A 4,556-nucleotide genomic window follows, 5' to 3' on the forward strand; every position below is an offset into this window, starting at 1 on the left:
GGAATCACCACGCCAACGACGAGGGGCCCTGCCTCGTCACCACAGCCGCTGACCAGCCCATTTCACCCGCCAGCACAGGATGAAAGAGGTTCAGTGAGAGAGCAGGAAACGCTCTTCGGAGATCGCGGAAGGTCCGCTGGGCCTCAGCGACCGTCGTGCAACACACCAGTGCCGTCCCCCCGAATTCGGCGACGGGCGCGAGGACTTCACGGAGTACGCTGCGCCGTCCGCCGAGCCTCGGCCGGACCACGGTCTCGTCGCAGTCCCAGACCACCTGCCGCAGCGATACATCCAGGGTCCGCGGGCGCAAGGTCGCCACCGTACGGGCATCCGAGACGTCGCCGGTTGCGGCATCCGCGAACAGCCAGCCGGGGTAGGCCGGCCGTATCTCGCAGGGCTCGGTGAAGCCGGCGCCCCTGCGGTAAGCGTCTACGAGAGAACTGGCGGAGCGACCCGTCAAGGTCGCCGACAGCAGCACCACCGGGGCACGGAATGCCCCCAGCCATTCCAGAAGGCGGACCATGAGCGTCTGCATCCACGGGCCGTACGCGTGCGCCTCATCGACGATCAGGACCTTGTCGGACAGGCCGAACAGGCGCAGTGCGTTGAAGGAAACGGGCAGGACTGCCGCGAGAGCCTGGTCGATCGTGCCTGCGCCCAAGGGGGCGGCAAAGCCTCGTTTGCTGCCCTCCCGAAGCCAGGCCCGCGCCTCAACGGCCGTGGCAGGAGCCGCACTGAACTCATCGCCGTCTGCAACCGTGACCGGTTCAGCTTGCCCGACGGCCTCCTCGAGGGCCCAGGCATCGGCCAAGTGCTTCTCCTGGACGCCGCCGTCCATCGCCGTGCTGAGCCACGCCGCGTTGTGCATCAGCAGCAGGGCCCGCTCCCCGGTCAGCGCGCGCCCGGCGAATGAGGCCACCCGCGGAAACATCTGGTCCGCCGTCGCCATCGTTGGCAGAGCGAAATACAAGCCTCGCGCCCCTGAGGCCCGTCCCAGAACCGCGGCCGCGAACAGGGCCGCCTCCGTCTTCCCGTCCCCCGTCGGCGCCGTCATGAGCACCAGTCCCGATCCCTCTTCCCCCACAGCTCGGGGCAGCACCTCGGCGATGTCTCGCTGCAGTGCGTTCGGGGCGAACGGAAACAAGTCCTCGAATAGCAATGCTTTCTCGGTTGGAAACGTGGCACGGCCCAAGCGCGCAGTCCGCACCACGCCGGGCGCGTCACGCGTGGCCTGCCGATAGTGCGCCTCCAACTGTTCCGCGGTGCCGGACCATGTCCTGCTGGGTAGGCAGGGCAGAATCCACTCCATGCTGCTGGCCAGCCAGTCCGCCAGCACGACCAGCCCGTACACGCGCACCGAGGTCGCCGCCGACAACTCGGCCGTCGGCACCGCCTCGGCGCCCACCACCCCCCGGACCGCCTCAAGGTGGCAGCGACGCTGCTCCTCCCACCCACGCTGGCCCAATCCCGCCTGGTACTGCCCCGCCGACGCGGCCTGCCGGGCCGGCACCACGTCGGCGAAACACCCGTGATGCCCTCCCAGCAACTGGGCGACCTGATGCGGCAGACTCCGCGCCTGCACGCGCGAAACCGGATAGCCGGCTTCCGCCAGCAGCGATACCAACGACCAGTGTGTGCCCATCTCGTGCCGAAAACTCGAGACCTTCTCGGCCCCTGGCGCAGCAACGTAAGTCCCGTCGCTCGCCAGTGCCTTGAAGGCGTCCGGTACTTGTGCCTGAAACGGCGGCGTGATCTTCCCCAGATCGTGCACACCCGCCCAACACGCCAGCACCGCACGCGCCTCACTGACGCTGAGCCCCAACTCCGCTGCTATGCCTTGCCGCGCCTTCAGATCCAGCAGGGCATCCCAGAGCGTCCCGAACACCGCGGCCACATCCAGCAGATGACAGATCAAGGGGTACGGATGCGGCAAACCCCGCTCCTTACCCCAAACCCGCACGTCCACCTGACCCCGGACAGCTGAATCACGCATGACGAGAACTTCTAGCAGCCGCCACTGACAACAGGGCCCCACCTGCGGAGATTGCCGCCGCTGGTTCGGCAAGCTGAAGGTAGTCTGACTAGCGTCACCGCTTCGGCATCCCCTGACGCCACGGTGGCTTGATCAAGGGGAGGAGGCTTCAACGTACCGGAACGATGTGGGTAAAGGATTTGCCAACCCCTGCTAACGTCGCAGGTCACGAAGGGTCCGCTCCGCGCAGGCGGAGGTGAACCGGGCAAGAAGCGCACCGCCATGAAGGCCGAGACGTCCGCTCCGCGCAGGCGGAGGTGAACCGCCGCTGTGGCAGGTGATGATCGAGGTCGACGCGTCCGCTCCGCGCAGGCGGAGGTGAACCGTTCTCCGGGCACTACGTGTCCGAGTCCACCGCGTCCGCTCCGCGCAGGCGGAGGTGAACCGGCCGAGACCGGCACCCAGAAGGTCACGATCAGGTCCGCTCCGCGCAGGCGGAGGTGAACCGTCGGCGAGGGCTTCGGTGCCGAGTTCCTTGAAGTCCGCTCCGCGCAGGCGGAGGTGAACCGGTAGCCGAGGGTGGGGTCGCTGCTGGTGGGGGGTCCGCTCCGCGCAGGCGGAGGTGAACCGACCGCCGAAGCCGCGTTCCTCGCCATCCACCAGTCCGCTCCGCGCAGGCGGAGGTGAACCGCTGTACGCAGCCGGACGCGGCAACGCCACCAAGTCCGCTCCGCGCAGGCGGAGGTGAACCGCGGACGAACTCCTGCTCGTCGGTGATGGCCGGGTCCGCTCCGCGCAGGCGGAGGTGAACCGCCCGAGTACAAGGCCGCCGTCACCCGCATCGCGTCCGCTCCGCGCAGGCGGAGGTGAACCGCCGTCGAAGAACTCGCCGCAGCGGCTTGAGAAGTCCGCTCCGCGCAGGCGGAGGTGAACCGACGTCCGCCCTCGCCGTCACCCGGGCCCAGCTGTCCGCTCCGCGCAGGCGGAGGTGAACCGTGATTCCAGCGGATCAGCTGGCCGTCGATCAGGTCCGCTCCGCGCAGGCGGAGGTGAACCGGAGGCCGGGGCCGGCGAGCACGCACCGGGCCAGTCCGCTCCGCGCAGGCGGAGGTGAACCGCGGCTGATCCTTCCGGTGCCCGGCGACTCGAAGTCCGCTCCGCGCAGGCGGAGGTGAACCGAACGCCACGGTGACCACTCCCCCGGGCCTGGGGTCCGCTCCGCGCAGGCGGAGGTGAACCGGGATGACCGTGAGCGAGATCGAACCGTACGGCGTCCGCTCCGCGCAGGCGGAGGTGAACCGCTCCGCTGTCAAGCGGAACGGGGTTTTTCGACGTCCGCTCCGCGCAGGCGGAGGTGAACCGGACTTGCGGGCGGTCGAGGTGTGCGCGTGTTCGTCCGCTCCGCGCAGGCGGAGGTGAACCGGCCGACGCGATCCCGGCCGCCGCCCCGCCGTAGTCCGCTCCGCGCAGGCGGAGGTGAACCGTAGCCGGCGATGCGTGCGCGTGCGCGTGCGAGGTCCGCTCCGCGCAGGCGGAGGTGAACCGCTGATCGAGGGCCGCGCCCCGGGCCGTGACTCGTCCGCTCCGCGCAGGCGGAGGTGAACCGTTCGCCTGCGACAACACGCGGCCCGCCTTCGCGTCCGCTCCGCGCAGGCGGAGGTGAACCGGCAGGAGCCGTCCGGGTGCTCGTTGATGAGGAGTCCGCTCCGCGCAGGCGGAGGTGAACCGTGACCGCCCCCGAGAGCGTCTACCGGAAGATCGTCCGCTCCGCGCAGGCGGAGGTGAACCGGTGTGCGGGTGTTTAGCGATGTGCTCACCTGCGTCCGCTCCGCGCAGGCGGAGGTGAACCGCCGCCGCCGAGCCGCTGGCACAGGTCGGCGTAGTCCGCTCCGCGCAGGAGGAGGTGAACCGGCGCCGATCAGCGCCGGCCGGCAGTCGGAGGGGTCCGCTCCGCGCAGGCGGAGGTGAACCGCGCGGGGAGTGGCACGTCGTCACCGTCCCCGCGTCCGCTCCGCGCAGGCGGAGGTGAACCGCGACCAGCCGGATCTGCACCGTCGGGCGCCGCGTCCGCTCCGCGCAGGCGGAGGTGAACCGCCGGGGCCTGGGTCGCCACCGTGAGCGGCGAGGTCCGCTCCGCGCAGGCGGAGGTGAACCGGACTTCCACGAGAGCCGCAGCGCGGACGAGCAGTCCGCTCCGCGCAGGCGGAGGTGAACCGTCGGACGTCGACATCACCCCGCTCGTCGCCCTGTCCGCTCCGCGCAGGCGGAGGTGAACCGGAGGCCCGGCAGCTCGCCGGGCAGACCACCGAGTCCGCTCCGCGCAGGCGGAGGTCAACCGACACCCTCACCGACGAGCAGCGCACCGAACTCGTCCGCTCCGCGCAGGCGGAGGTGAACCGGCCTACGACTACATGCGGTCGATCCTGGTCACGTCCGCTCCGCGCAGGCGGAGGTAAACCGGGCTCCCCGGAGTTCGAGCGGTTCCTCGACTAGGTCGTTTCCTTCGGATCACCTCGCCGACCAAATGAAGATGGCGGCGATGTGGAGTCCGGCGAGGTAGACGGTGGCGGTCTTGTCGTAGCGG

General features: G+C 70.0%; 1 protein-coding gene and 1 CRISPR repeat array. The gene reads right to left on the minus strand.

Annotated elements, in window-relative coordinates; genetic code table 11:
* Window positions 1–4 precede the first annotated feature (4 nt).
* A complete protein-coding gene (locus tag ABZ854_RS37000) occupies window positions 5–1,993 on the minus strand; it encodes a CRISPR-associated endonuclease Cas3'' (RefSeq protein ID WP_361220395.1) in 1,989 nt (662 codons plus the stop codon).
* Between the two features lie 214 nt (window positions 1,994–2,207).
* Window positions 2,208–4,432: a CRISPR direct-repeat array (repeat unit 29 nt; unit sequence GTCCGCTCCGCGCAGGCGGAGGTGAACCG).
* The last annotated feature ends 124 nt before the right edge of the window (window positions 4,433–4,556 follow it).

The organism is Streptomyces sp. NPDC047028 (genome assembly GCF_040644095.1).
Taxonomy (GTDB): domain Bacteria; phylum Actinomycetota; class Actinomycetes; order Streptomycetales; family Streptomycetaceae; genus Streptomyces.

What these genes read in the sequence shown, in the direction of transcription:
- ABZ854_RS37000 (WP_361220395.1), bottom strand. Translation starts at nt 1,993, where the DNA reads ATGCGTGATTCAGCTGTCCGGGGTCAGGTGGACGTGCGGGTTTGGGGT.